Origin of the sequence: Mycobacterium sp. 852002-30065_SCH5024008 (assembly GCF_001665645.1) — a bacterium.
In the GTDB taxonomy this organism is placed as follows: Bacteria; Actinomycetota; Actinomycetes; order Mycobacteriales; family Mycobacteriaceae; genus Mycobacterium; species Mycobacterium paraffinicum.
Genome location: NZ_LZSZ01000039.1, coordinates 1 through 24,473 on the forward strand (window position 1 = coordinate 1; position 24,473 = coordinate 24,473).

The window sequence follows — 24,473 nt, forward strand, 5'->3', positions numbered from 1 at the left end:
CCCCCCCCCCCCCCCCCCCCCCCCCCCCCCCCCCCCCCCCCCCCCCCTTTTTTTTTTCAAGCAGATGACGGCATACGAGATGTAGCTCCGTCTCGTGGGCTCGGAGATGTGTATAAGAGACAGCTTCCTGCGCGACCCGCTCTCCGTGGTGCTGGTCTGCATCATCGTGGTTTGCCTGGTGATCGCCGCGCTGGTCGGGGGCGAGCTGTACGTCCGTCACGTCGCCAACAGCAAGGTCGCCGAGGCGGTGGCGTGCGAGGTCAAGGACCAGGCCACCGCGTCGTTCGGGGTGGCGCCGCTGATGCTGTGGCAGCAGCTCACCAAGCACTACACCAACATCTCGGTGTCGACCGCGGGCAACCAGGTGCGTGACGCCAAGGGCATGAAGATCGACATCAACATCCGCGACGTCCAACTCAGGGACACGCAGGACTCCAAGGGCACCATCGGGTCGCTCGACGCGACCGTCACCTGGACGTCCGACGGCATCAAGGAATCCGTCCAGAACGCGATTCCGGTGCTGGGCCCGTTCGTCACCAACACGGTGACCACGCACCCCAACGACGGCACGATCGAGCTGAAGGGCATGTTGGACAACCTGACCACCAAGCCGGTGGTGTCGGGCACCGGCCTGCAGCTGCAGATCGTTAGCTTCAACGCGCTCGGCTTCACGATGCCGAAGGAGTCGGTGCAGTCGACCCTGGACGACTTCACCTCGCAGTTCACCAAGAACTACCCGCTGGGCATCCACGCGGACAGCGTTCAGGTCACCTCTAGCGGTGTGACGAGCCACTTCTCGACGCGGAACGCGAGCATCCCCACCGGCAACAACAACGACCCCTGCTTCGCCAACCTCTGACGCCAGCTCAGTCGAGCCCGTCGAGCACCGCCCGCGTGCCGGACAGGCCGAGCCGCGTGGCACCGGCGTCCAGCATCGCCAGCGCGGCGGTGGCGTCGCGGATTCCGCCGCTGGCCTTGACGCCCAACCTGCCGCCGACGGTCTGGCTCATCAGGGCGACCGCGCGCACCGAGGCGCCGCCGGCGGGGTGAAACCCGGTCGAGGTCTTGACGTAGTCGGCGCCGGCGTCCTCGGCAGCGCGACACACCTGCACCAGCCCGCGCTCGTCCGGTCCCGATAACAGCACCGCCGACTCCACGATCACCTTGAGCACGGCGCCGGGGACGGCGGCGCGCACGGCCGCGATATCGGCCCGCACCGCCTCGATGTCTCCGGCCAGCGCGGCGCCGATGTCGATGACCATGTCGACCTCGGTGGCGCCGGACGCCACGGCCTGTTCGGCCTCGTGGGCCTTGACCGCCGAAATGTGCTTGCCCGACGGGAAGCCCGCTACGCTCGCCACCGCGACGCCCCCTTCAGCTCGCACCGCGGCAGGAACCATCGACGGCGAGACGCACACGGCGTAGACGCCCAATTCGGCGGCCTCGGCGACCAGGGCGGCCACGTCCGCCTCGGTAGCTTCGGGTTTGAGCAGGGTGTGGTCAACCATGGCCGCCAGCAGAGCCCGGGTGGGTTTGCTCGCCACTAGAACCTTTCCTCGGGTCCGCCCGGATTGCATCCGGACGCGACCATGTCGCTGTCGTCGACGACCGGGCGCCACGGCTCCAGGTTCCAGCTGCTCTTGCCGGGCTCGGCCAGTTCGGCGAACTGCCAATGACAGATGAACTGCGCACGCATCCCGGCGGTGTCGGCGTCCGGCGACAGCGCCAGCACCTCGGCCCACGCCTCGTCGGCGAGGGCCGCGTTGCCGGACTGCATGGCGGCCAACCGCCCCGACGGAGTCGGGAAAACCCGCAGACTGCTCAAGCCGTGCCACTGCGCCCACTCGGTGTGGTCGATGAACGGCGGGGACATCGTGGCCGGGTCCGCTGCGGCGGCGCCCGCTGGGCCCCACAGCGCGACGAGCACCGCGGCGGGCGCCGTCAGCAGGGCCTTCATCCCGCTAGCGCGACTTACCTTGGACTTCAAGAAGTTTCGGCCGCACGTCGACCAGATACACGCCCGCCGCGCACGCGGCGATCGCCATCCCGAGTACCCCGAAAACAAAACTCAGGATGGATGTCAGGGCGACAGCCAGACCGAGGATCACCAGCCACACCGGCTTGGTCAGCTTGTCGGCGGCGGTGTAAGCGTCGGGCCGCTGAAGTGCTGCATGCACGAACGCGTATACCGCCGTTACCAAAACGGCGATCTGCAAGACCAACATGACGGTACCCACGAGGTGGCTCACGCCTTAAGGGTATGCGGGCACCGTCCAAAACGTCGACTCAGAGTGGCCCGAAGGACAACTCCGAGTCGACGTCTTGACTTACTTCTGGGTGACCTTCTTGGCGGACGCCTTCTTGGCGGGAGCCTTCTTGGCCGGGGCCTTCTTGGCGGGCGCCTTCTTGGCGACAGCCTTCTGAGCCTTCTTGGCAGTCTCGTCGGACTTCTTAGGCAGCTCGATGCCGACCAGCTTGGCCGCGCGCTCGCCGACCGCGCGGGTCTGCGATGCGACGGTACCCAGCGCCTCCTGCGTCAGCTCGACGGCCTGGTCCACGTAGCCCTCGGCGCGCGCGGAGGCGTCGTCGATGCCCGTCTGGCTGCGCAGGCGCTGCAGGGCGGCCTCGCCCCGCTCGACCAGCTCGTTGTAGCGGTTGGTCGCCGCGTCCAGGTAGCCCTCGGCAGCCTTACGCAGTTCCTCGCTGGTGAACCGCTCGCGCAGCTCGTCCAGCTGCTCGGGCAGGTCCTCCTGCAGCCGGGTCAGCCGGGCACGGCTCTCCTCCACCCGGGTGCGGGTGTCGGCGCGAGTCTCCTCGGCGCGCTCACGCAGGCTCGCGATCAAGTCATTGACAGTGGCCAGGGCCAGGTCGGCCGCGCCCAGGGCCGCGAGCAGGGGTGCCCGCAAATCTTCGATGTTCGAATTGTCCGCCATGGTTATTCCTTTCATGGTTTTCCGTTATTGGCGTTCTTGGGTGTTGGTTGTGAAAGCTAAGGCGAGCGTCTCCTTCTCCGTGGCGACCGCCGGATTCACGCTCCTGGGTAACCCGTGCGGTCGGTGGTTGATACATCACCACCCACTAGCGTGACGCGGAAGTCCCGACGGCCGGAAGGGCCATTGATCACTCGTCGCCATTGGGTTCGGTGGAACACTCCTCGTCGCTTGATTCGATTGATTCGTTTTGTTGGGTGAACGATGCGTAGACGTCGAGCAGAACCTGCTTCTGGCGCTCGGTAATCGCGGTATCGGTGATGATGGCGTCGCGCACTTGACTCTTGTCGCTGGGCTCGAGGATCCCGGCCCGCACATAAAGGACCTCGGCGGAAACTCGCAGCGCCTTCGCGATTTGATTGAGCACATCGGCGGACGGCTTACGCAATCCACGCTCCACCTGGCTCAGATACGGATTGCTGACCCCGGATCTCTCGGCGAGTTGGCGCACCGAGACCTGCGCGAGTTCGCGCTGGCTGCGGATGAAGCTACCGATGTCCGAGGCCATGTCGGAGGCGGCGTTGGACACCTTGGCGGAGAGCTTCTCCTCGGGTGCCATGGCGTGCTCCTGGTCGGCTGATCGATGTTGACGGCCACCAGATTACTACAAGTGCTTGCTTTTGCAAGCACTTGTTAGCACTACTAGAAAAATAGTTGGGCGACGGCGTAGATCACCAGACCGGCCAGGGAGCCGACCACGGTTCCGTTGATCCGGATGAACTGCAGATCACGGCCCACGTGCAGCTCGATGCGCCGGCTGGCCTCCTCGGCGTCCCAGCGCTCGATGGTGTCGGTGATGATGGCGGTGATCTCCACGCCGTACTGCGAAACCAGGTGCTGGGCCGCCCGCACGATCCAGTTGTCCACCTTGTCGCGCAGGTCGGCGTCGTCGCGCAGCGATTCCCCGATGCGTACGACGGTGTCGGTGATGCGGGTGCGCAGCGTGCTGGAGGGGTCGTCCACGCCCTCGAGCACCAGGCGCTTCAGCGTCTTCCAGGCCGTGGCGGCGGCGTTGGCGATCTCGTCGCGCGCCATCAGCTGCTCCTTGATCGCATCGGCGCGCGCGATGGTGTCCGCGTCGTTTTGCAGGTCGTCGGCGAATTCGAACAGAAAGCGCGTCGCCGACCGGCGCAGCTCGTGGTCGGGATTGCGCCGCACCTTGTCGGTGAAGTCCATCAGCTCGCGGTGGATGCGGTCGCCGACCAGATGGTCGATGAAGCGTGGCGACCACGTCGGGGAGTCACGCTCGACCACCCGCTGGATCACCTCGCCGGCGTTCAGCGACCACTGGAAGGCCCGATCGGCCAGCAACTGGATCAGCGCCTCCTGCCGGTTCTCGGCCAGCAGCGTCGCCAACACCCGCCCGACCGGCGGCCCCCACTGCGGTTCGGCGATGCGGCGCACGATCATCCGGTCGATCACCTGCTGGACGTCGTCGTCGCGCAGTAGCTCCACCAGCACCCGCAGCACCGTGGCCGTCTCGCTGGCCACGCGTTCGGCGTGTGCGGCCTCCGACAACCATTTGCCGAGCCGTCCGGGCACCTCGGCGTCCCGCAGCTTCGTCTCCACCACCGGTGGCGACAGGAAGTTCTCCCGCACGAAGGTTCCCAGCCCCTCGCCGAGCTGATCCTTCTTGCGCTTGATGATCGCGGTGTGCGGGATGGGGATGCCAAGCGGATGCCTGAACAGCGCCGTCACCGCGAACCAGTCGGCCAGCGCGCCCACCATTCCCGCCTCCGCGGCGGCACCAACGTAGCCGACCCAGGCACCCAGGTGGGCGTGGGCCTGGGCCCACCGGCAGGCGAGGAACAGGCCGGTGGCGCCGATCAGGAAGCCCAGCGCCACCGCCTTCATCCGGCGCAGCGCCACCCGGCGCTCCGCATCGGCCTGCGGATCGGCACCCGCGAACGATTCGGCCAACGACGCGTGCGGTCGCCCGGTTCCGGTCGAAGGTGTCATCGAGTCCGGCCCCGCCGCTCGCGGGCCCGGCGCTGCGCCTCGAGGCGAGGCTCTGTGTACCACCACTCCATCATTCATCGTCCCGGCCGATTGGTGTGACGGCACTGCTCGGGAGGCCCGTGGCGGGGTGCGGCCAAAGCCCGGAACAGGCCCGCACACCGTAGTATCGAGTGCGTCTAGTGAATGGGAAATCGGCGACAGTGACAGAGCAAATGTTGGCTGTGACGGCCAAGACGGACGGTCGCAAGCGGCGCTGGCATCAACACAAGGTGGAGCGCCGCAACGAGTTGGTCGACGGGACCATCGACGCGATCCGGCGGCGCGGCGGCACGTTGAGCATGGACGAGATCGCCGCGGAGATCGGCGTCTCCAAGACGGTGTTGTATCGCTACTTCGTCGACAAGAACGACCTGACGACCGCCGTCATGATGCGGTTCACCCAAACCACCCTGATTCCAAATATGGCGTCGGCGCTGACATCCAATCTCGACGGCTTCGACCTGACCCGGGAGGTCATCCGGGTGTACGTCGAAACCGTCGCCAACGAACCCGAGCCGTATCGCTTCGTGATGTCCAACAGCTCGGCCAGCAAGAGCAAGGTGATCGCCGACTCCGAGCGGATCATCGCCCGCATGCTGGCGGTGCTGATGCGCCGCCGCATGCAACAGGCGGGGATGGACACCCGCGGCGCGGAACCGTGGGCCTACCTGATCGTCGGCGGCGTGCAGCTGGCCACGCACTCCTGGATGTCGGATCCGCGGATGAGTCGCGACGAGTTGATCGACTACCTGACGATGCTGAGCTGGAACGCGCTGAAGGGCATCGTCGAGGTGGGCGGATCGCTGGATAAGTTCCGCGAAGAGCCCCATCCGTCGCCCATCGTGCCGCCCCGCGCGCGTGAGGATGAGGAACCGCTTTAGACGCCTTCCGGACCCGGCGCGGCCGGCCGTCTTTTGTCAATTCCAACCGTCCCGTGTGACGCTTATGACTCGCTCGGCCGGACGACTCGCATAGCCGCAGCGACTAGCATGCAGGGATGCATGGGGGGTGACGCGAGGGTGCGTCGCGCTGGTCCAGCCGCCCCTGGCAACGCATAACGAAAGGCTCTACTCGACATGTCCGTGCAGCTCACGCCGCATTTCGGAAACGTGCAAGCCCACTACGACCTGTCCGATGACTTCTTCCGGCTGTTCCTGGACCCCACCCAGACGTACAGCTGCGCCTACTTCGAGCGTGACGACATGACCCTGGAAGAGGCGCAGCTCGCCAAGATCGACCTGGCGCTGGGCAAGCTGAGGCTCGAGCCGGGGATGACGTTGCTGGACATCGGCTGCGGCTGGGGCGCCACGATGCGGCGGGCGATCGAGAAGTACGACGTCAATGTCGTGGGCCTGACGTTGTCGGAGAACCAGGCCAAGCACGTGCAAGCCATGTTCGACGAGCTCGACACCCCCCGCACCCGACGGGTCCTGCTGGAGGGGTGGGAAAAGTTTCACGAGCCCGTCGACCGCATCGTCTCCATCGGCGCCTTCGAGCACTTCGGCCGCCAGCGCTACGGCCGCTTCTTCAAGATGGCGTATCAGGCGCTGCCGTCCGACGGAGCGATGTTGCTGCACACCATCGTTCGCCCGTCCTTCAAGGACGCCCGGGCGCGGGGCATGACACTGACCCACGAGATCGTGCACTTCTCGCAGTTCATCCTGACCGAGATCTTCCCGGGGGGCTGGCTGCCGACACCGCAGACCGTCGGAGAGTACGCGGTCACCGCCGGCTTCGAACTGACCCGGGTCCACTCGCTGCAGCTGCACTACGCGAGGACCCTGGAGACGTGGGCGGCCGCACTGGCGGCCAATCGCGAGGAGGCCATCGCCATCCAGTCCAGAGAGGTCTACGACCGGTATATGAAGTACCTGACCGGCTGCGCGAAGCTGTTCCGCCAGGGCTACACCGACGTCGACCAGTTCACCCTGGAGAAGAAGACGTAGCCCATAGTCGGCTCAGCCGTCAGTACGTGTAGAAGCCCCGGCCGGTCTTCTTGCCGAGCCGGCCCGCCTCCACCATGCGCAGCAACAGCGGCGGCGGGCCGTACTGCGGTTCCTTGAATTCCTCGAACATCTTGTCCGCGATCAGTTTCAGGGTGTCCAGGCCCACCAGGTCGGACAGCCGCAGCGGGCCCATCGGGTGCGACAGCCCGGCGACAACCGCTTTGTCGACGTCCTCGATGGTGGCAAAGCCGGCCTCCACCATGCGAATTGCCGACAACAGATAGGGAACCAGCAGCGCGTTCACGACAAAGCCGGACCGGTCGGAGCAACGCACCACCTGCTTACCCAGGACCGCGCTCGCGAACTCCTCGGTGCGCGCGGCGGCGGCTTCGTCGGTGACCAACGTGCTGACCAACTCGACCAATGGCAGCACCGGCACGGGGTTGAAGAAGTGCAGGCCCAGCACTCGCTGCGGGTTCTTGGTGGCCGCGGCGATCTTCATGATCGGGATGCTGGACGTATTGGATGCGAGCACCGCGTCGGGATCGCTGATGGCGCGGTCGAGTTCGGCGAAGATGTCCGCCTTGACGGCCTCGTCCTCGATGATCGCCTCGATGACCAGCTGGCGGTCGGCGAGGTCCTTCAGATCGGTGGTGAAGGTGAGCTTGCTCAGCGCGCGGTCACGCTCCCGCTCGGTGACCTTGCCCGCGCTGACGCCGCGCTCCAGCGACTTGACGATGCGGTTGCGTCCGGCCGTGATCAGGGCCTCGGTGGTTTCGAACACTGTCACGTCGACACCGGCGCGGACCGAGACTTCGGCGATGCCGGATCCCATCTGGCCGGCCCCGACAACCCCTACCCGTTGAATCGCTGCGTCGCTCACTGTCATCTCTTTCGGTTTCGTATCGTCTTGCACCGCAATAGGCCCCGCCCAGGATCGCTGGGCGGGGCCAATGCTACTTCACGGTGAACAGGGGCAGATTCGCACAATCTGGATCGCAGCCGCGCTGATCCGCTCTGCTCAGCTCGCGGGCCAAGGCCCGCTCGTCCTCAGTGAAACTGACCCTCTTCGGTGGAGCCGGTCAGCGCTGTGGTCGACGAGGTGGGGTCAACCGTGGTGGCGATGCGGTCGAAGTAACCGGCACCGACCTCGCGCTGGTGCTTGGTCGCGGTGTAACCGCGCTCCTCGGCGGCGAACTCGCGCTCCTGCAGCTCCACGTACGCGCTCATCTGGTTGCGGGCGTAGCCGTAGGCCAGATCGAACATCGAGTAGTTCAGCGCGTGGAAGCCGGCCAGCGTGATGAACTGGAACTTGAATCCCATTGCGGCAAGCTCCTTTTGGAACTTCGCGATGGTGGCGTCATCCAGGTGCTTCTTCCAGTTGAACGACGGCGAGCAGTTGTAGGCCAGCATCTGGTCGGGGAACTCGGACTTGACGCCCTCGGCGAACTTGGCGGCCAGGTCGAGGTCCGGCGTGCCGGTCTCCATCCAGATCAGGTCGGCGTACGGCGCGTAGGCCTTGGCCCGGGCGATGCAGGGCTCCAGGCCATTTTGCACCCGGTAGAAGCCTTCCTTGGTCCGCTCACCGGTGATGAACGGCTGGTCACGCTCGTCGACGTCCGACGTGATCAGGGTCGCCGCCTCGGCATCGGTCCGGGCGATGACCACGGTCGGCACGTCGCAGACGTCGGCCGCCAGGCGGGCCGAGGTCAGCGTCCGGATGTGCTGCTGGGTCGGGATGAGCACCTTGCCGCCGAGGTGACCGCACTTCTTCTCCGACGCGAGCTGGTCCTCCCAGTGCGAGCCGGCGACACCCGCCGCGATCATCGCCTTCTGCAGCTCGTAGACGTTCAGCGCACCGCCGAAGCCCGCCTCACCGTCGGCCACGATCGGGGCCAGCCAGTTCTCCACCGAGGTGTCGCCCTCGACCCGGGCGATCTCGTCGGCGCGCAGCAGCGCGTTGTTGATGCGACGCACCACCTGCGGCACCGAGTTGGCCGGGTACAGGCTCTGGTCGGGGTAGGTGTGGCCGGACAGGTTGGCGTCACCGGCGACCTGCCAACCCGACAGGTAGATCGCCTTCAGGCCGGCGCGGACCTGTTGGACGGCCATGTTGCCGGTCAGGGCGCCGAGCGCGTTGATCCACTCCAGGTCGTGCAGCTGCTCCCACAGCACCTCGGCGCCGCGGCGAGCCAGTGTGTGCTCCTCGACCACGGTGCCCTGCAGGGCGACGACGTCCTCGGCGCTGTAGGTGCGGGCGACACCCTTCCAACGCGGGTTGGTGTCCCAGTCCTTCTGGATCTGTTCCGGGCTCTTGGGGGTGCCAACGACAGACATTGGGCATGCTCCTTAACGAATCTTCACTACTGGGTGGATGAAACGCTTCACCGGCGGCAGCTAGAGGCTCAACTTCGCTGGTGTGCTAACTCGAAGATGGCACAGCTATTGACGCAGGTCCAGCCGTTTCATTTGCCAATTTCGGCAACGACTCGGCCCCGATTAGCAAATCTTGCGAAGATGAACGGGAACTTAACCGTTTCAGAAACTACCGGTCAGTAACTCAATATCCGCAGGTCAGCGGCAATTTAGCGGGACGCTTGTCCGGTTTAGCGGTTGAAGAGCGCGGCGACCGCTTTGGTCTCGTCGCCGACCGCATATGTGAGCGTTGTAACAGGGCGGTCGACCAGTCCGGGACCGAACTGGTCGGTCGAACCGGCCGGATGGATGTGCGAGATGATTTCCAGCTTGTCGCCCAGCGCCACCGGCGCCTCGTGCTCGATCGTGATGCGTAGCGGCCGCGCCATCAGTGCCAGGTGCGACGCCAGGTAGTCCTCGACGACGCTCCAGTACACGGAGTTGTTCATGTGGTCGAACAGGTCGATGTCGGTGACGCGGACGGGAAACTCGTGGATCTCCTGCGCGTCATCGCGACTGCCCGGCTTCAGGTAACCCTTCCACCGCAGGCGGTCAACGGAGGTGGTCTTGTGCAAGCCCGCCAGGAAGTCGTCGGAGATGCGCGACGGCATCTGGGTTTCCCGGTTGATGTTGATCCAGAAGGCCTCGGACTCGATCAGTCCGCCCTTGCGCCCGTCGACGCGAACCCGCATCTCGCACCACCGGTTCGAGGTGCCCGAACACCACCGGCGACAGCGCAGCATGTCCTGGAATTCGATCGGACGGATCAGGTCGAGCATCGTGCGGCGAACGATCCACAGCGGGTGGGTTTCCTCGAAACCCATCTCGCGCAGCTGGTCCTGGCCGATGTCCTGGATGTGCCGGCACGCCGCGTCCAGCCGCAGCCGGCCCGTGCGGTCGATGTCGGCCACCCGCAGCGGCCATTCGCGATCGAACACATCGGGGTGGCCGTCGGGAACCGGCATCATTTCTTTGTCCAGGCTCACGGCTGTGGTCCCCGTTTCCTCCTCGTGGGCACCCCAGGCTAACCCTGGGACCTCCGTTGCGAATCATGCCAACGCCCCGGGTCAAAAACCAATCGCGACGCGACCCGAGCCGCTGCGAACTCTGCCAACTTCCGCTTAGCAACCCCGGTACCCTGGGTGAAGTGTCCAAGACCTTCGTCGGCTCCCGGGTCCGTCAGCTGCGCCACGAGCGCGGCTTCTCCCAAGCCGCCCTGGCCCAGGTGCTGGAGATCTCCCCGAGCTACCTGAACCAGATCGAGCACGACGTGCGTCCCCTGACGGTGGCGGTGCTGCTGCGGATCACCGAGGTGTTCGGCGTGGATGCGACGTTCTTCGCCTCGCAGGACGACACCCGGCTGGTCGCCGAGCTGCGCGAGGTGACCATGGACCGCGACCTGGACATCGACGTCGATCCGACCGAGGTGGCCGAGATGGTCAGCGCCCACCCCACCCTGGCCCGCGCGGTGGTCAACCTGCACCGGCGCTACCGGATCACCACGGCGCAGCTCGCCGCCGCGACCGAGGAGCGGTTCTCCGACGGCAGCGGCAGCGGCTCGATCACCATGCCGCACGAGGAGGTGCGCGACTACTTCTACCAACGCCAGAACTATCTGCACGAGCTGGACACCGCAGCCGAAGATCTCACGATCCAGATGCGGATGCACCACGGCGATCTGGCCCGCGAGCTCAACCGCCGGCTGACCGAGGTGCACGGCGTGCACATCAACAGGCGGATCGATCTCGGCGACACCGTGTTGCACCGGTACGACCCTGGGACCAAGACGCTGGAGATCAGCAACCACCTCTCGCTCGGTCAGCAGGTGTTCAAGATGGCCGCCGAATTGGCCTACCTCGAGTACGGCGATCTCATCGATCACCTGGTGGAGGAGGGCAAATTCACCAGCGACGAGTCGCACACGCTGGCCCGGCTGGGGTTGGCCAACTACTTCGCCGCGGCCGCGGTGCTTCCCTACCGCCAATTCCACGACGTCTCGGAGAATTTCCGCTACGACGTCGAGCGGTTGTCCTCCTTCTACTCGGTGAGCTACGAGACCATCGCGCACCGGCTTTCGACGCTGCAACGGCCGTCGATGCGCGGCGTACCGTTCTCGTTCGTCCGCGTCGACCGTGCCGGCAACATGTCAAAACGCCAGTCCGCCACCGGGTTTCACTTCTCGTCCAGCGGCGGGACCTGCCCGCTGTGGAACGTGTACGAAACGTTCGCCAACCCGGGCAAGATCCTGGTCCAGATCGCCCAGATGCCCGACGGCCGCAACTACATGTGGGTGGCCCGGACCGTGGAGCGGCGGGCCGCCCGGTATGGTCAGCCGGGTAAAACCTTCGCGATCGGGCTGGGCTGCGAGCTGCGCCATGCGCACCGGCTCGTCTACTCGGAAGGACTCGACGTCTCGGGAGATTCAGGAACAGTGGCCACACCGATCGGCGCGGGCTGCCGGGTCTGCGAACGCGACAACTGCCCGCAGCGCGCGTTCCCGGCCTTGGGGCGCGCCCTGGATCTCGACGAGCACCGCAGCACGGTCTCCCCGTACCTGGTGAAGCAACCGTGACCGGCGCTCCGAACGGCCGCATCCCGTCGGGGCGGTTCCGCGAACTGGGCCCGGTCAACTGGGTTCTCGCGAAGCTGGCCGCGCGCACGGTCCGGGCGCCCGAGATGCATCTGTTCACCACGCTGGGTCAGCACCGCCTGCTGTTTCTGGCGTGGAGCATTTACAGCGGCCGCGTGCTGCGGGGCCGGCTGCCGGCGATCGATACCGAGCTGGTGATCCTGCGGGTCGCGCATGTGCGCGGTTGCGAATACGAACTGCAGCACCATCGACGGATGGCCGCCAAGCAGGGCCTCGACTCCGACCTGCAGGCCGCCATCTTCGCGTGGCCCGAGCGGCTGGACCGCGTCGAGGCGCGACTGACCGTGCGGCAGCAGGCACTGCTGACGGCCACCGACGAGTTCGTCCAGGACCGCACCATCACCGACGCCACGTGGCAGCAGCTCGCGGAGCACCTGGACCGGCGTCAGCTGATCGAATTCTGCTTGCTGGCAAGCCAATACGACGGACTGGCCGCGACGATGGCGGCCCTGGACATCCCGCTGGACAACCCGCGCTAGACCCGCGCCCGTCAGAGGTAGACGCTGGCGAGCACGGCCAGCGTCAGCAGCAGCGGCGGCACGGAGAGTCCGAACCCGAACCCCGACCAGGCGTATTTCCTGCGCCTGCGCAGCAATGACGCCCACATCGTGGCGCAGACCGCCAGCGCAAGCGACAGCAGCAACACCGTCGGGGCCCACTGCCCCACCGCCGCGTTGTCGTCGGCGATCGAAAAGGCCGCCAACCACAGGACATAACCCGCGGCGAGGCCGCCGACGGCCCCCAGAACGATGTCGCTGCGCATGTGGCCTTAGAAGTTGATCATGTGGCCGACCAGGCCGTGGAAGCACTCCTGCAGCGCCTCCGACAGGGTCGGATGGGTGTGCACGTTGCGCGCCAGCTCGTTGGCGGTCAGGTCCCACTTCTGCGCCAGCGTCAGCTCGGGCAGCAGCTCGGACACGTCGTGGCCGATCAGGTGCCCGCCGAGCAGCTCGAGATGCTTCGCGTCGGCGACCAGCTTGACGAAGCCGCTGGGGTCGCCCAGACCGTGCGCCTTGCCGTTGGCCGTGAAGGGGAACTTGGCCACCACGACGTCGTGCCCTTCGTCGCGCGCCTGCTGCTCGGTCAGCCCGAAGCTGGCCACCTGGGGTTGGCAGAACGTGGCCCGCGGCAACATCCGGTAGTCGCCCAGCGCCAAAGTCTCTGCGCCGGCGATGGTTTCGGCCGCCACCACGCCCATGGCCTCGGCGACGTGGGCGAGCATCAGCTTCCCGGTGACGTCACCGATGGCGTAGATGTGCGGAACGCTGGTGATCATGTAGTCGTTGATCCCGATGGCCTTGCGGTCGGTCAGCGCGACCCCGGTCTTCTCCAGGCCAAAGCCCTCGACATTGGGTGCAAAACCGATGGCCTGCAACACTTTCGCGGCCTTGAGCTCCTGCGCGCTACCGTCCTTGCTGACCACGACGGTAACCTCGGTGCCGTTGTCGGAGATCGACTCGACCTTGGTCCCGGTGAGGATCTTGATGCCCAGCTTCTTGAACTGCTTCTCGATCTCCTTGGAGATGTCGGCGTCCTCGTTGGGCAGCGCGCGCGGCAGGAACTCCACGATGGTCACGTCCACGCCGTAGTTCTGCATGACGTAGCCGAACTCCATGCCGATCGCGCCGGCGCCGGCGATGACGATCGACTCGGGCAGCTCGCGGGAGAGGATCTGTTCCTCGTAGGTCACCACGTTGGCCGACAGCGACGTCCCCGGCACCAGCCGGGTGCTGCTGCCGGTGGCGATGATGGCGTTGTCGAACGTAACGGTCTCGGTCCCGCCGTCGTTGAGGTCGACGGACAACGTGTTGGCGTCGGTGAATCTGCCGTACCCGTTGATCTCGGTGATCTTGTTCTTCTTCATCAGGAAGTGCACGCCCGCGACCCGGCCCTCGGCCACCTTGCGGCTGCGATCGAAGGCGGCGCCGTAATCGAACGTCGCCTCGCCGTTCATCCCGAAAGTCTTGGCTTCTTTGGTGAAGATCTGCACCAGCTCGGCGTTGCGCAGCAACGCCTTGGACGGAATGCAGCCGACGTTGAGGCAGACTCCGCCCCAGTACTTCGGTTCCACGACTGCGGTGTTCAGGCCGAGCTGTGCGGCGCGAATGGCTGCGACATATCCGCCGGGACCGGCCCCGAGGACGACGACGTCAAAATGGGTCACGGCCCCTACCCTAGTGGCCGCCCGGGCCGGGCGTTAATACGGAATGAGGCCGAGCAGGCAGGGGCCCACCCGCGCGCAGTGGTAATAGCCGTGCAGGGGCGCCGCGGCGGCCAGCGAGGCGAACGGCCCCGACATCACCGCGAGCGACAGCGCCGAGACCAGCGGCTTGCCCTCGACCATCGCGAGCAGCACGCCACCGACGGCGCACGCCACGACGTACACCAGGACCGCGAAGAGCGCCGCGGTCTGGTCGATCGAGTGATACCACCAATAGAACAGGCCGAACCCGACGACGGCCGCCACACACCACACGCCGAGGATCACCAGCAGCAGCTTCCACCACTTCAGGTAGAGGTAGCGCCCGGGAACGGTGACGGGTTGCACCGGCGCGACAGCGGATTCGGCGTCGGCGGCCTGTTCGGACGCGGCGGGTTCTGAGGCCTCGGGTTCGTCCTTCGCGGCGGCGGGCTGCTCGCCGCCGTCCTCGGAGTCGTCCGAGAAGTCCGGCACCCACGATTGGGTGCCGGTGTCCTCGCCGGAATCGGAGAAGTCGGGCACCCAGGACTGGGTGCCCGGGCTCGACGGGGTGTCGTCGTCAGCCATGGGAGGTCACCTGGAGGCCGACGAGCACACCGAACCAGCCCGGCGCCACCGCCAGGATGAACGCGCCGAGCATCGTCACCCACCGACGTCCGGAAAAGAGGATCGTCAGCAGCCCGGCCACGCTGGGGATCCCGGCCACCGCGGCGATGGCGAAAGCCGGGCGGAGGCTCGGATGGACGGCCACGGCGAATCCCACCCCCGCCAGTAACCCGACCGCGGCGCCGATCAGCATGGCGCCGGCCAACAACCGCGGACGCGGGAGGGGGATCACGATTTCGACATTACTGCGGTCACCGACCGGGAGGACACGTTCGGAATGCCGCGTCAGTCACCACCTGACCGCGCGCGCAAGGGCGTTCGCCACGTTCGTAGTCGGCGCCGGTGATGACCCGGGCGTCCCGCAACCCGGCCTGTTCGTCGTCGCTGAAGACGCGGCCGCGGGACAGGAACCGCACCCCTTCGGGCGCCTCCAGGCTGAACCCGCCGCCCCGGCCCGGGACCACGTCGATGACGAGCTGGGTGTGCTTCCAGGTCTGATACTGCGGGCCCGAGATCCACACCGGCACCCCGTCCGTTCCGACGTCGAGCACCCCCAGCAACACGTCGCGGTCGCCGACGAGGAAGTCACCGAGTGGGTAGCACATCGGCGACGACCCGTCGCAGCAGCCGCCGGACTGGTGGAACATCACCGGACCGTGCCGGTCCTGCAGTCGCTCCAACAGTTCGGCGGCGTCCGCGGTGATGACGACACCCGCTGGAGGGCCCGGGACCATCAGAAGAAGCCCTGCGCCTTATCGGAGTAAGACACCATCAGGTTCTTGGTCTGCTGGTAGTGGTCCAGCATCATCTTGTGGTTCTCGCGGCCGATGCCCGATTGCTTGTAGCCGCCGAACGCGGCGTGGGCGGGATACACGTGGTAGCAGTTGACCCACACCCGACCGGCCTGGATGTCACGCCCGGCCCGGTAGGCGGTGTTGCCGTCGCGGCTCCACACCCCGGCGCCCAGACCGTAGAGGGTGTCGTTTGCGATCGAGATCGCGTCGTCGTAGTCGGAGAACGACGTCACCGCCACTACGGGGCCGAAGATCTCCTCCTGGAAGATCCGCATCTTGTTGTTGCCGGCGAAGATCGTCGGCTGCATGTAGTAACCGCCGGACAGGTCGCCGCCCAGCTCGGCGCGCTCCCCGCCGGTGATGACCTTGGCGCCCTCGTCCTTGCCGATCTCGATGTAGGACAACACCTTTTCCAGCTGGTCGTTGGATGCCTGCGAACCCAGCATCGTCTCGGTGTCCAGCGGATCGCCCTGCCGCACCGCCTTGGTCCGGATGGCGGCCAGCTCCAGGAACTCGTCGTAGATGTCGGACTGGACCAGGCTGCGCGACGGGCAGGTGCACACCTCGCCCTGGTTGAGGGCGAACATGGTGAAGCCCTCGAGCGCCTTGTCCTGGAAGTCGTCACCCTTGGCCATCACGTCGGAGAAGAAGATGTTGGGGCTCTTGCCGCCGAGCTCCAGCGTGACCGGGATCAGGTTCTGCGACGCGTACTGCATGATCAGCCGTCCGGTGGTGGTCTCCCCGGTGAACGCGATCTTGGCGATCCGGTTGCTCGAAGCCAGCGGCTTGCCCGCCTCGGCGCCGAACCCGTTGACGACGTTGACCACGCCCGCCGGTAGCAGATCACCGATCAGCGACATCAGGTAGAGCACCGAAACCGGAGTCTGCTCGGCGGGTTTGAGCACCACCGCGTTGCCGGCCGCCAGCGCGGGCGCCAGCTTCCAGGTGGCCATCAGGATCGGGAAGTTCCACGGAATGATCTGCCCGACCACGCCGAGCGGCTCGTGGAAGTGGTAGGCGACGGTGTCCTCGTCGATCTGGGACAGCGAGCCCTCCTGCGCGCGGATCGCCCCGGCGAAGTAGCGGAAATGGTCGACCGCCAGCGTGATGTCGGCGCCCAGCGCCTCACGGATCGGCTTGCCGTTGTCCCACACTTCAGCCACCGCCAGCGCGGCCTTGTTCTCCTCGATCCGGTCGGCGATCTTGTTCAGGATCGTCGCGCGTTCGGCCGGTGGGGTCTTGCCCCACGCCCCTGCCGCCCCGTGGGCCGCGTCGAGCGCCTTCTCGACATCGGCCTCGTCGGACCGGGCCACCTCGCAGAACGGCTGGCCGGTCACCGGTGTCGGGTTCTCGAAATAGCGCCCCTGCGCTGGCCGGACCCATTCGCCCCCGATGAAGTTGCCGTAGCGGGCTTCATACGACATCAACGCCCCAGCGGAACCTGGACGTGCGAAAACGGTCATCTGCTCGGCTCCTCGCTCGCCTGTGTAATACACCTCACACTACCGCCGGAGGCCACAATGGCGGTCATGACATCGCAAGCCCCCCCGGCCCCCGACGACGACCGTGACCCCTACCTGTGGCTCGAGGAAGTCTCCGGCGACGAGGCGCTGGATTGGGTGCGGGCGCGCAACGAACCGACACTGGCGACCTTCCGCGACGCGGAGTTCGAGCGAATGCGCACCGAGGCGCTCGAGGTGCTCGACACCGACGCCCGCATCCCGTACGTGGTCCGCCGCGGCGAGTACCTCTACAACTTCTGGCGCGACGCCGACAACCCGCGCGGGCTGTGGCGGCGCACCACGCTGGAGAGCTATCGGACCGATGCCCCCGAGTGGGACGTGCTGATCGATGTCGACGAGTTGGGCCGGGCCGACGACGAGAAGTGGGTGTGGGCCGGCGCCGGCGTCATCGAACCGGAGTACACGCGCGCCCTGGTCGCGCTGTCCAGGGGCGGCTCGGACGCCTCCGTCGTGCGCGAATTCGACATGGCCACACGCGAATTCGTCGCCGACGGATTCGCGCTGCCGGAGGCCAAGTCGCAACTGGCCTGGGCGGATCCCGATACCGTCCTGGTAGGCACGGACTTCGGCGCCGACTCCCTCACCGACTCGGGCTACCCGCGGGTGATCAAGCGGTGGCGACGGGGCACCCCGCTGACCGACGCGGAGACCGTGTTCGAGGGCGCCCGCACCGACGTCCGCGTGTCCGCCTCGGTGGACCGCACCCCCGGCTTCGAGCGCACCCTCCTGGGGCGTGCCCTCGACTTCTGGAACGAAGAGGTCTACGAACTGCGCGGCCCCGAGCTGATCCGGATCGACGCGCCCACCGACGCCAGCTTGTCGATACACCGGGAGTGGCTGCTGATCGAGCTGCGCACCGATTGGTTCTACGGCGCTCAGAGCTATCCCGCCGGTTCCCTGCTGGCGGCCAACTATGACGAATTCCTCTCGGGCACAGCCGAATTGAGTGTGGTTTTCGAGCCCGACGAGCACACCGCGCTGAACCACTACGCGTGGACGCGCGACCGCCTGCTGATGGTCACCCTCGCCGACGTGGCCAGCCGGGTGGAGATCGTCACGCCGGGCACCTGGCGACGCGAGCCGGTCGCCGGCATCCCCGACGCGACCAACACCGTCGTCGTCGCCGCCGACGACACCGGCGACGAGTTCTTCCTCGATTCCAGTGGATTCGTCACCCCGTCGCGGCTCATGTGCGGCACCGGCGCCGGCCCGCTCGACCAGATCAAGTCCGCGCCGGCCTTCTTCGACGCCGGCAACATGGCCGTCGCCCAGCATTTCGTGGCGTCGCAGGACGGCACGCCGATCCCGTACTTCGTGGTGCGGCCCGCCGATGCGCGGGGCCCGGGGCCGACCATGCTGTACGGCTACGGCGGCTTCGAATCCGCCAACACCCCCGCCTACAGCGGCGTGCTCGGCCGGTTGTGGCTGGCCCGCGGCGGCACCTACGTGCTGGCCAACATCCGCGGCGGCGGGGAGTACGGGCCCGGCTGGCACACCCAGGCCATGCGCGAGGACCGGCACAAAGTGGCCGAGGACTTCGCCGCGGTGGCAACCGATTTGGTGAATCGCGGCATCACCACAGTCGACCAGCTCGGTGCGCAGGGCGGCAGCAACGGCGGCCTGCTGATGGGCATCATGCTGACCCAGTACCCCGACAGGTTCGGCGCGCTGGTCTGCAGCGTGCCGCTGCTGGACATGAAGCGCTACCACCTGCTGCTCGCGGGCGCCTCGTGGATGGCCGAGTACGGCGACCCCGACAACCCGGACGACTGGGCGTTCATCTCCGAATACTCGCCCTACCAGAACATCTCGGCCACGCGCCATTACCCGCCGGTGCTGATGACCACGTCCACCCGCGACGATCGCGTGCATCCGGGCCACGCCCGCAAGATGACGGCCGCGCTGGAGGCGGCGGGTCACCGGGTCTACTACTACGAGAACATCGAGGGCGGCCACGCCGGGGCGGCCGACAACCAACAGGTCGCGTTCAAGTCGGCGCTGACCTACTCGTTCCTGTGGCGGATGCTGGCCAGGTCATAAGATCGTCGGCGTGTCAGCGACCCAACGCATCGAACTCACGCTGCTGGCGACCGGATTGATCTTCGTCCTGGTCTCGGCGGCGCAGGCACGCTACCGCTTCATCGGTGACCGCCGCGCCGGCCGGCGGTTCTACTGGGCGACCGCGATCATCGGCACCGTCTGCTTCGCGGCCGGCACGGGCAGGCTCTGGCCCAACGCCGTCTGCGTGGCGGTGATCTTCTCCGGCCTCGTCGTCTTGTCGGCCTACCTGACGACGCCGTATCTGAAGATCGGCGACAGGATCTACGCGTCGTTACCGGAAAACCGTCAGCCCGACCCGTAAGGAAGCCATGCCGACCAGCGACTTCGAGACGCTCCTGTACACGGCGGCCGGCCCGGTGGCCACCATCACGCTGAACCGTCCGGAGCAGCTCAACACGATCGTGCCGCCCATGCCCGACGAGATCGAGGCGGCCGTCGGGCTGGCGGAGCGCGACCCGGCCGTCAAGGTCATCGTGCTGCGCGGCGCCGGCCGGGCGTTCTCCGGCGGCTACGACTTCGGCGGCGGCTTCGTGCACTGGGGCGAGTCGATGATGACCGACGGCAAGTGGGATCCCGGCAAGGATTTCGCGATGGTCACCTCCCGCGAGACCGGGCCGACGCAGAAGTTCATGGCCATCTGGCGGGCATCCAAGCCGGTCATCGCCCAGGTGCATGGCTGGTGCGTGGGCGGGGCCAGCGACTACGCGCTGTGCGCGGACCTGGTCATCGCCAGCAACGACGCGGTGATCGGCACCCCGTACAGCAGGATGTGGGGCGCATACCTGAGCGGGATGTGGCTCTACCGGCTCAGCTTCGCCAAGGCCAAGTGGCATTCGCTGACCGGGCGGCCGCTGACCGGCGTGCAGGCGGCCGAGGTCGAGCTGATCAACGAGGCGGTGCCGTTCGAGCGCCTCGAGGCCCGGGTCGCCGAGATCGCCGCCGAGCTGGCCCGGATTCCGCTGTCGCAGCTGCAGGCGCAGAAGCTGATCGTCAACCAGGCCTACGAGAACATGGGGTTAGCGTCCACCCAGACGCTCGGCGGCATCCTCGACGGCCTGATGCGCAACACCCCCGACGCCCTGGACTTCATCAAGACCGCCGAAACCCAGGGCGTTCGGGCCGCGGTCGAGCGCCGCGACGGTCCCTTCGGCGACTACAGCCAGGCCCCGCCGGAGCTGCGGCCCGACCCCACGCACGTCATCGTGCCTGATCGCGGCCAATGCTGAGATGAACTAGGAACTTGTCCGCCGCCGCCCAAAAAGTGTTACCGTTAACAACTATGTCCCGGCTGAGTTCTGGCCTGCGTGCAGGCGTCGCTGTGTTCGCTTTGGGTATCGCCGCTACGGCCTTCCCGAAAACCGCCGTGGCCGATTCCACGGAGGACTTCCCGATTCCGCGCAGGATGATCAACACCACCTGCGACGCCGAGCAGATCATGGCGGCCACCCGCGACACCAGCCCGGTGTACTACCAGCGGTACATGATCGACTTCAACAACCACCCGAACGTCCAGCAGGCGACGATCGACAAGGTCCACTGGTTCTACTCGTTGTCGCCGGAGGACCGCCGGACGTACTCCGAGAACTTCTACAACAACGACCCGCTGTGGTACGCGTGGCCCAACCACATGAAGCTCTTCTTCAACAACAAGGGCGTCGTCGCCAAGGCGACCGACGCCTGCGCGCAGTACCCGCCCGGCGACATGTCGGTGTGGAACTGGGCCTGAGCGCCTAAAGAAATCCGCGCGTCCCCGAGGAATGGGCGCGCGGATTTCTTTGTGTGACGCCCGTAGGATCAGCGCGGCTGTACCAATCCGCCCGGGGGGTGCTCCTCGACGTTCTTCAGGAGCAAATCGCGCACAGCGGGACGCGGGCCGTACGGTCGCAGCATGGTGCTGGCCGGCCGTGGACGCACGTGCTGCGGCCACCAGAACCAGCGACCGAGCAGGGTGGCCAGCGACGGCGTCATGAACGACCGCACGATCAAAGTGTCGAACAACAAACCCAGCGCGATCGTCGTACCCACCTGGGCCATCACCACCAGCGGGCTGAACATGAACGTGGCCATGGTCGCGGCGAACACCAGACCGGCGGAGGTCACCACCGAGCCCGAACCGGCCATCGCGCGGATCGTTCCCGTTTTGAGCCCGGCGTGGATTTCCTCCTTGAACCGCGATATCAACAGCAGGTTGTAGTCCGAGCCGACCGCCAGCAGCAGGATGATCGCCATCGCCAGCACCATCCAGTGCAACTTCATGCCCAGGATGTACTGCCATAGGAGCACCGAGAGTCCGAATGAGGCGCCTAGTGACAGCAACACCGTACCGACGATCACAACGGCCGCCACGGCGCTTCGGGTGATCACCAGCATGATGATGAAAATTAGTGTGGCTGCGGCAATTCCGGCGATCATCAGGTCGATGTTTGAGCCGTCGTGCATGTCCTTGTACGTCGCGGCGGTACCGCCGAGGTAGACCTTGGCGCCCTCCCAGGGCGTGCCCTTGATCGCCTCGTGCACGGCCTGCTTGATCGGTTCGATGTGGCTGATGCCTTCAGGAGTCGCCGGGTCGCCTTCATGGGAGATGATCAACCGGACGGCGTGCCCATCCGGCGAGATGAACTGTTTGAGACCCCGTGCGAAATCCGGGCTCTTGAACGCCTCCGGCGGAAGGTAGAACGTGTCGTCATTTTTTGCTTTATCGAAGGCATCGCCTTGGGCGGTGGCGTTGTCGGACTGCGCTTTCGCCTGTTCGTTAAGACCCATCGTGGTCGCGTAGTTCGACATGATGGTGTCGAGGTTGCGCTGCTGACTCTCGATCTGCGGCGGTATCAGCGCCACCAGCTTCGGCTGGATCTGATCCAACTTGTCCAGATTCGCGCTGAGGTTCACGATGTTCTGGGCCACCTGGTCGATGCCGTCGAGCGCGTTGAAGATCGACCGGAGCGCCCAGCAGGCGGGGATGTCGAAGCAGTGCCTCTCCCAGTAGAAGAAGCTGCGGATCGGCCGGAAGAAGTCGTCGAAGGTGGCGATGTCGTCGCGCAACGATTCGGTGATCTGCACGGTCTCCTTGGTGAGCCTGGTGGTTTCGTGCGTCGTGTTGCTGAGGTCCTGGGTGACCTGCATCTGCTCATGCAGCGTTGCCATCGTCTTGCGCAGCTCGTCCGCCTGCTTGAGCAGGTTTGCCGCCTGTTCGTCTTGATAGTGCTGGGTCTGGATCCGCCCTGCGGCTTGTGCACTCATCTGAAAACCGAGGGTGCTGTGGTCGAGCGGGGTGCCCAATGGCCGGGTAATGGTCTGCACCCGGCCGATACCGGGGATGTGGAACACCGCCTTGGCGACCTTGTCCAGGATCAGGAAATCGGCCGGGTTGCGCAGGTCGTGGTCGGTCTCGATCATCAACAGCTCAGGATTGAGCCGAGCCTGGTCGAAGTGTCGGTCCGCGGCGGCATAACCGACATTGGCCGGGGTGTCTGCCGGCAGGAAGTGGCGGTTGTCGTAGTCCGTCTTGTAACCGGGCAGCGCGAGCAGACCAACCAACGCGACCCCGATGGTCACCGCGAGAACCGGTGCGGGCCAGCGGACGACCGCGGTGCCGATGCGACGCCAGCCCCGGGTCTGCAGCTTTCGCTTCGGGTCGAGCAGCTTGAAGAACGATGCCACCGTCAGGACCGCCGGTGCCAGCGTCAAAGCCGCCAACACCGCGACCAGCATGCCGACCGCACAAGGCACCCCCAGCGACTCGAAGTACGGCAGCCGGCAGAAGCTCAGGCAGTACATCGCGCCGGCGATGGTCAGGCCCGATCCCAGCACGACGTGCGCGGTGCTGTGGAACATGGTGTAGAACGCTTCTTCGCGGGTCTCGCCGAGACCGCGCGCCTCGTGGTAGCGGCCGACCACAAAGATCGCGTAGTCCGTCCCGGCGGCGATCGCCATAAGCACCAGCATGTTGTTGGCGAACGTGGAAAGCCCCATGACGCCGTAGTTACCGAGCGTCGCGACGACGCCTCGAGCCGCGGCCAACTCGATGAACACCATCGCCAGCATGATCAGCATGGTGGTGACCGAGCGGTAGACGAACAGCAGCATCACCACGATCACCAAAAAAGTGACAAGAGTGACGACCATGACGCCCTTCTCGCCCGCGTGGGACTGGTCGGCGAACAGCGGACCCGCGCCGGTGACGTATGCCTTGATTCCCGGCGGCGCGGGCACCGAATCCACGATCTTGCGAACGGCCAGGGCAGACTCGTTCGCCAGTCCGCCGCCCATGTTGCCGGCGAGGTAGACCTGGACGTACGCGGCCTTTTGATCGTGGCTCTGGGAACCCGCCGCCGTCAGCGGATCACTCCAGAAATCCTGGACGTGCTGAACGTGTTTCTTGTCTTGCTCGACGCGCCTGACGATCTCGTCGTAGTAGCGGTGCGCTTCGGCCCCGAGTGGCTTGTCGCCCTCGAGCAAGATCATGGCCGAGTTGTCGGAGTTGAACTCTTTGAACGTCGATCCGACCTTCATCATCGACTGAAAGGACGCCGCGTCAGTCGGACTCATCGACACCGAGTGGGTTTTGGCGACGACCTCGAGCTGTGGCGAGATGGTGTTGGTGAGGAACACGATGCCCAACCACACCAGGACGATCGGGAGGGCAAGCCGATGGATCATTCGCGGCAGGAACGGCGGGATCAGCGGCTGATCGACGCGCGGCGGAGCCTCGCCTGGCTCGCTCATGCGGACTTGTCCAGGCAGTAGACGAAGGGGTTCACGGTTTCGTTGGAATCTGAGCGATTCGGAGCCTTGATGACGTCACCGTGCCCGTCGTGGTTGTTCACGACGAATCGGCAGGCGATCCAACTACCGTCTCCTTGCGCCACCAGGTTTGCCGGGATGCCGGGCTTCGTTGAACTCAATACCATGCTCCAGGGCAAGGGCACGTTCAGTGCCTGCTGCGGATGGGAGTTTTCGTCAAGGTAGTTGATGGTTGCCGTGCTGCCCGGTGAGCCCCAGACCTCGAGCGTGATCGTCTTGGCGTTGAACTGGTCGAGGACCTCGCCCGAGGTGCCACCACCGAACGAACCGCGGTGAACGCCGAAGACGCCGTGCAATCGGTATACGACGAATCCCGACACCGCGACGACAGCTGCGATCGTGAGCACCAACCAGAAACGCCCCAAAAGCCCCTTTTTCTTGGCGCGCTGCGGAGCGACATCTTTGCCCTCCCTGCCGGCGGAGCCCTGCTTCTTCAGCGGCTCGGTCCTTGGCTCAGTCGTCGTCATGGGCACTCCAAAGTCCTTCC

General features: G+C 66.1%; 25 protein-coding genes and 1 pseudogene. 9 read left to right on the top strand and 17 right to left on the bottom strand.

Annotation, left to right across the window (positions count from 1 at the left end; all coding sequences use genetic code 11):
* A pseudogene (locus tag A5781_RS04660) lies at positions 1–859 on the top strand (DUF2993 domain-containing protein); the annotation flags it as partial.
* Between the two features lie 7 nt (positions 860–866).
* Here the strand turns inward: A5781_RS04660 and deoC are convergent.
* The 6 genes from deoC to A5781_RS04690 all read right to left on the bottom strand — a co-directional run bounded on the left by deoC (position 867) and on the right by A5781_RS04690 (position 5,015).
* On the bottom strand, positions 867–1,544 hold the full coding sequence (deoC, locus tag A5781_RS04665) for a deoxyribose-phosphate aldolase (protein ID WP_156622538.1): 678 nt from the start codon (positions 1,542–1,544) through the stop codon (positions 867–869).
* Positions 1,544–1,957 carry a DUF2599 domain-containing protein gene (locus tag A5781_RS04670; RefSeq protein WP_067201952.1) on the bottom strand — a complete coding sequence of 138 codons (414 nt, stop codon included), beginning with the start codon at positions 1,955–1,957 and terminating at the stop codon, positions 1,544–1,546. The genes deoC and A5781_RS04670 overlap by 1 nt, the downstream gene beginning before the upstream one ends.
* A gap of 4 nt (positions 1,958–1,961) precedes the next feature.
* Positions 1,962–2,249: a DUF2516 family protein gene (locus A5781_RS04675; RefSeq protein ID WP_067201955.1), complete on the bottom strand. Its 288-nt coding sequence runs from the start codon at positions 2,247–2,249 to the stop codon at positions 1,962–1,964.
* A 78-nt stretch (positions 2,250–2,327) separates the two neighbouring features.
* Positions 2,328–2,933, bottom strand: coding sequence for a heparin-binding hemagglutinin HbhA (gene hbhA / locus A5781_RS04680; protein ID WP_067201958.1), 606 nt, complete (start codon positions 2,931–2,933; stop codon positions 2,328–2,330).
* Between the two features lie 187 nt (positions 2,934–3,120).
* Positions 3,121–3,549, bottom strand: coding sequence for a helix-turn-helix domain-containing protein (locus tag A5781_RS04685; RefSeq protein ID WP_067201961.1), 429 nt, complete (start codon positions 3,547–3,549; stop codon positions 3,121–3,123).
* Positions 3,550–3,632: 83 nt separating this feature from the next.
* Positions 3,633–5,015, bottom strand: a complete 1,383-nt coding sequence (locus A5781_RS04690) for a DUF445 domain-containing protein (protein ID WP_156624388.1) — start codon at positions 5,013–5,015, stop codon at positions 3,633–3,635.
* Positions 5,016–5,161: 146 nt separating this feature from the next.
* Between A5781_RS04690 and A5781_RS04695 the strand changes: the two genes are divergently transcribed.
* A complete protein-coding gene (locus A5781_RS04695; RefSeq protein ID WP_369817676.1) occupies positions 5,162–5,869 on the top strand; it encodes a TetR/AcrR family transcriptional regulator in 708 nt (235 codons plus the stop codon).
* Between the two features lie 195 nt (positions 5,870–6,064).
* On the top strand, positions 6,065–6,934 hold the full coding sequence (gene pcaA, locus A5781_RS04700) for a cyclopropane mycolic acid synthase PcaA (RefSeq protein ID WP_067201970.1): 870 nt from the start codon (positions 6,065–6,067) through the stop codon (positions 6,932–6,934).
* A 19-nt stretch (positions 6,935–6,953) separates the two neighbouring features.
* Here pcaA and A5781_RS04705 read toward each other — a convergent pair whose 3' ends face one another.
* The 3 genes from A5781_RS04705 to A5781_RS04715 all read right to left on the bottom strand — a co-directional run bounded on the left by A5781_RS04705 (position 6,954) and on the right by A5781_RS04715 (position 10,335).
* Entirely contained in the window at positions 6,954–7,817 is an 864-nt protein-coding gene (locus A5781_RS04705; RefSeq protein ID WP_156622536.1) for a 3-hydroxybutyryl-CoA dehydrogenase, read from the bottom strand.
* Between the two features lie 167 nt (positions 7,818–7,984).
* Complete coding sequence (gene aceA / locus A5781_RS04710) at positions 7,985–9,271, bottom strand: isocitrate lyase (protein ID WP_067201973.1); 1,287 nt, start codon at positions 9,269–9,271, stop codon at positions 7,985–7,987.
* A gap of 269 nt (positions 9,272–9,540) precedes the next feature.
* Positions 9,541–10,335, bottom strand: coding sequence for an acyl-[acyl-carrier-protein] thioesterase (locus A5781_RS04715; protein ID WP_067201975.1), 795 nt, complete (start codon positions 10,333–10,335; stop codon positions 9,541–9,543).
* A gap of 161 nt (positions 10,336–10,496) precedes the next feature.
* On the opposite strand from A5781_RS04715, the gene ramB reads away from it, so the two are divergent.
* Complete coding sequence (gene ramB, locus A5781_RS04720) at positions 10,497–11,921, top strand: acetate metabolism transcriptional regulator RamB (protein ID WP_067201978.1); 1,425 nt, start codon at positions 10,497–10,499, stop codon at positions 11,919–11,921.
* Entirely contained in the window at positions 11,918–12,478 is a 561-nt protein-coding gene (locus A5781_RS04725; RefSeq protein ID WP_067201981.1) for a carboxymuconolactone decarboxylase family protein, read from the top strand. Before ramB ends, A5781_RS04725 begins: the two co-directional genes overlap by 4 nt.
* Positions 12,479–12,489: 11 nt before the next feature.
* Here the strand turns inward: A5781_RS04725 and A5781_RS04730 are convergent, their stop codons facing one another.
* Genes A5781_RS04730 through A5781_RS04755 form a run of 6 tightly spaced genes read right to left on the bottom strand, consistent with a single transcriptional unit; the run spans position 12,490 to position 17,062 of the window.
* Entirely contained in the window at positions 12,490–12,762 is a 273-nt protein-coding gene (locus tag A5781_RS04730) for a hypothetical protein (protein ID WP_067201985.1), read from the bottom strand.
* Positions 12,763–12,768: 6 nt separating this feature from the next.
* On the bottom strand, positions 12,769–14,163 hold the full coding sequence (lpdA, locus tag A5781_RS04735) for a dihydrolipoyl dehydrogenase (RefSeq protein ID WP_067201989.1): 1,395 nt from the start codon (positions 14,161–14,163) through the stop codon (positions 12,769–12,771).
* A gap of 33 nt (positions 14,164–14,196) precedes the next feature.
* Positions 14,197–14,766 carry a hypothetical protein gene (locus tag A5781_RS04740; RefSeq protein WP_067201992.1) on the bottom strand — a complete coding sequence of 190 codons (570 nt, stop codon included), beginning with the start codon at positions 14,764–14,766 and terminating at the stop codon, positions 14,197–14,199.
* Positions 14,759–15,037: a putative holin gene (locus tag A5781_RS04745; protein WP_156624390.1), complete on the bottom strand. Its 279-nt coding sequence runs from the start codon at positions 15,035–15,037 to the stop codon at positions 14,759–14,761. The genes A5781_RS04740 and A5781_RS04745 overlap by 8 nt, the downstream gene beginning before the upstream one ends.
* Positions 15,038–15,056: 19 nt before the next feature.
* Positions 15,057–15,539: a DUF779 domain-containing protein gene (locus tag A5781_RS04750; protein ID WP_067201996.1), complete on the bottom strand. Its 483-nt coding sequence runs from the start codon at positions 15,537–15,539 to the stop codon at positions 15,057–15,059.
* On the bottom strand, positions 15,539–17,062 hold the full coding sequence (locus tag A5781_RS04755; RefSeq protein WP_067202000.1) for an aldehyde dehydrogenase family protein: 1,524 nt from the start codon (positions 17,060–17,062) through the stop codon (positions 15,539–15,541). Before A5781_RS04755 ends, A5781_RS04750 begins: the two co-directional genes overlap by 1 nt.
* 66 nt (positions 17,063–17,128) lie before the next feature.
* Between A5781_RS04755 and A5781_RS04760 the strand changes: the two genes are divergently transcribed.
* The 4 genes from A5781_RS04760 to A5781_RS04775 are packed head-to-tail and all read left to right on the top strand — an operon-like array spanning position 17,129 to position 20,909.
* Complete coding sequence (locus A5781_RS04760; protein ID WP_067202156.1) at positions 17,129–19,162, top strand: prolyl oligopeptidase family protein; 2,034 nt, start codon at positions 17,129–17,131, stop codon at positions 19,160–19,162.
* A 10-nt stretch (positions 19,163–19,172) separates the two neighbouring features.
* On the top strand, positions 19,173–19,484 hold the full coding sequence (locus tag A5781_RS04765) for a hypothetical protein (RefSeq protein WP_066952143.1): 312 nt from the start codon (positions 19,173–19,175) through the stop codon (positions 19,482–19,484).
* Between the two features lie 7 nt (positions 19,485–19,491).
* Complete coding sequence (locus A5781_RS04770) at positions 19,492–20,409, top strand: crotonase/enoyl-CoA hydratase family protein (RefSeq protein ID WP_067202003.1); 918 nt, start codon at positions 19,492–19,494, stop codon at positions 20,407–20,409.
* Positions 20,410–20,462: 53 nt separating this feature from the next.
* Complete coding sequence (locus A5781_RS04775) at positions 20,463–20,909, top strand: DUF5078 domain-containing protein (protein WP_067202009.1); 447 nt, start codon at positions 20,463–20,465, stop codon at positions 20,907–20,909.
* Positions 20,910–20,977: 68 nt separating this feature from the next.
* Here the strand turns inward: A5781_RS04775 and A5781_RS04780 are convergent, their stop codons facing one another.
* Positions 20,978–23,908, bottom strand: coding sequence for an RND family transporter (locus tag A5781_RS04780; protein ID WP_067202013.1), 2,931 nt, complete (start codon positions 23,906–23,908; stop codon positions 20,978–20,980).
* Positions 23,905–24,453 carry an MmpS family transport accessory protein gene (locus A5781_RS04785; RefSeq protein WP_067202016.1) on the bottom strand — a complete coding sequence of 183 codons (549 nt, stop codon included), beginning with the start codon at positions 24,451–24,453 and terminating at the stop codon, positions 23,905–23,907. Before A5781_RS04785 ends, A5781_RS04780 begins: the two co-directional genes overlap by 4 nt.
* Positions 24,454–24,473 lie beyond the last annotated feature (20 nt).

Bases quoted from the DNA above. Each gene is read 5' to 3' on its own strand.
- A5781_RS04760 (WP_067202156.1), top strand. From the start codon at position 17,129: ATGACATCGCAAGCCCCCCCGGCCCCCGACGACGACCGTGACCCCTAC.
- aceA (WP_067201973.1), bottom strand. From the start codon at position 9,271: ATGTCTGTCGTTGGCACCCCCAAGAGCCCGGAACAGATCCAGAAGGAC.
- A5781_RS04670 (WP_067201952.1), bottom strand. From the start codon at position 1,957: ATGAAGGCCCTGCTGACGGCGCCCGCCGCGGTGCTCGTCGCGCTGTGG.
- A5781_RS04775 (WP_067202009.1), top strand. From the start codon at position 20,463: ATGTCCCGGCTGAGTTCTGGCCTGCGTGCAGGCGTCGCTGTGTTCGCT.
- A5781_RS04755 (WP_067202000.1), bottom strand. From the start codon at position 17,062: ATGACCGTTTTCGCACGTCCAGGTTCCGCTGGGGCGTTGATGTCGTAT.
- A5781_RS04740 (WP_067201992.1), bottom strand. From the start codon at position 14,766: ATGGCTGACGACGACACCCCGTCGAGCCCGGGCACCCAGTCCTGGGTG.
- A5781_RS04695 (WP_369817676.1), top strand. From the start codon at position 5,162: ATGTTGGCTGTGACGGCCAAGACGGACGGTCGCAAGCGGCGCTGGCAT.
- A5781_RS04685 (WP_067201961.1), bottom strand. From the start codon at position 3,549: ATGGCACCCGAGGAGAAGCTCTCCGCCAAGGTGTCCAACGCCGCCTCC.
- A5781_RS04750 (WP_067201996.1), bottom strand. From the start codon at position 15,539: ATGGTCCCGGGCCCTCCAGCGGGTGTCGTCATCACCGCGGACGCCGCC.
- A5781_RS04730 (WP_067201985.1), bottom strand. From the start codon at position 12,762: ATGCGCAGCGACATCGTTCTGGGGGCCGTCGGCGGCCTCGCCGCGGGT.
- A5781_RS04780 (WP_067202013.1), bottom strand. From the start codon at position 23,908: ATGAGCGAGCCAGGCGAGGCTCCGCCGCGCGTCGATCAGCCGCTGATC.
- A5781_RS04785 (WP_067202016.1), bottom strand. From the start codon at position 24,453: ATGACGACGACTGAGCCAAGGACCGAGCCGCTGAAGAAGCAGGGCTCC.
- A5781_RS04770 (WP_067202003.1), top strand. From the start codon at position 19,492: ATGCCGACCAGCGACTTCGAGACGCTCCTGTACACGGCGGCCGGCCCG.
- pcaA (WP_067201970.1), top strand. From the start codon at position 6,065: ATGTCCGTGCAGCTCACGCCGCATTTCGGAAACGTGCAAGCCCACTAC.
- hbhA (WP_067201958.1), bottom strand. From the start codon at position 2,933: ATGGCGGACAATTCGAACATCGAAGATTTGCGGGCACCCCTGCTCGCG.